This window comes from Caballeronia glathei (genome assembly GCF_000698595.1).
GTDB lineage: Bacteria > Pseudomonadota > Gammaproteobacteria > Burkholderiales > Burkholderiaceae > Caballeronia > Caballeronia glathei.
The window spans coordinates 1-631 of sequence record NZ_JFHC01000281.1; the positions used below are offsets into that span (position 1 = coordinate 1).

The following is a 631-nucleotide window of genomic DNA, read 5'->3' on the forward strand; positions in this document are numbered from 1 at the left end:
GCGACAACTACTATGACACCGGGGGGTCCCGGCATATGCCAGGTGAGATGTCAAAGCGGGCGAGTTGGTGTGAGGTTTCGAAGGGGCGATTGTCGAACCTTTGGACGCGCCAGCTCAACGTCTCACTCGGACAAACGAAGCCGCCACGCTCGGATTGATGTTCAGGTGAGTCGGATCGCTAACGCGGGCAACCTCGCCTTCGGCGCCGGCCTTCGGATCGAACCTGCGTCGTGTCGGAACCGTCGTATGGGAACAAAAAAGCGCCGGTCGCGCCGGCGCCTTCGAACCTCCCTGCTGGCGCAGTCACCTTACGGCTGGCTCTTCTTGACGTCTTCCTTGACGTCGCCGTATTGCTTGCGCGCTTCACCTGCGCCTTGTTGCACCTGGCCCTTGGCCTCCTGGGCCTTGTCGCCTGTCATCTTCCCGACCGCCTCGTTCGCCTTGCCCTTCACCTTTTCGGCGGTACCCTTCACTTGATCCTTGTTCATGGTGATCCTCCTTTCGGGTTGCGTGGGGCGGTTGCCTGCCACGGAGGTATCGGACGCAAAACTCGGACCCGCCGGCGGATCGCGGACAAAAAAATAGCCCGCAACGTGGCGGGCTTGAATCCATATCAGTGGAGACATGGAGG

The 631-nt window shown here is 60.9% G+C and carries 1 protein-coding gene; it reads right to left on the reverse strand.

The window, feature by feature from the left end; genetic code table 11:
* Positions 1–308: 308 nt before the first annotated feature.
* Complete coding sequence (locus BG61_RS38780; protein ID WP_035943802.1) at positions 309–488, reverse strand: CsbD family protein; 180 nt, start codon at positions 486–488, stop codon at positions 309–311.
* Positions 489–631: the final 143 nt, after the last annotated feature.

Coding starts and splice junctions, on each gene's coding strand:
- BG61_RS38780 (WP_035943802.1), bottom strand. CDS start 488: ATGAACAAGGATCAAGTGAAGGGTACCGCCGAAAAGGTGAAGGGCAAG.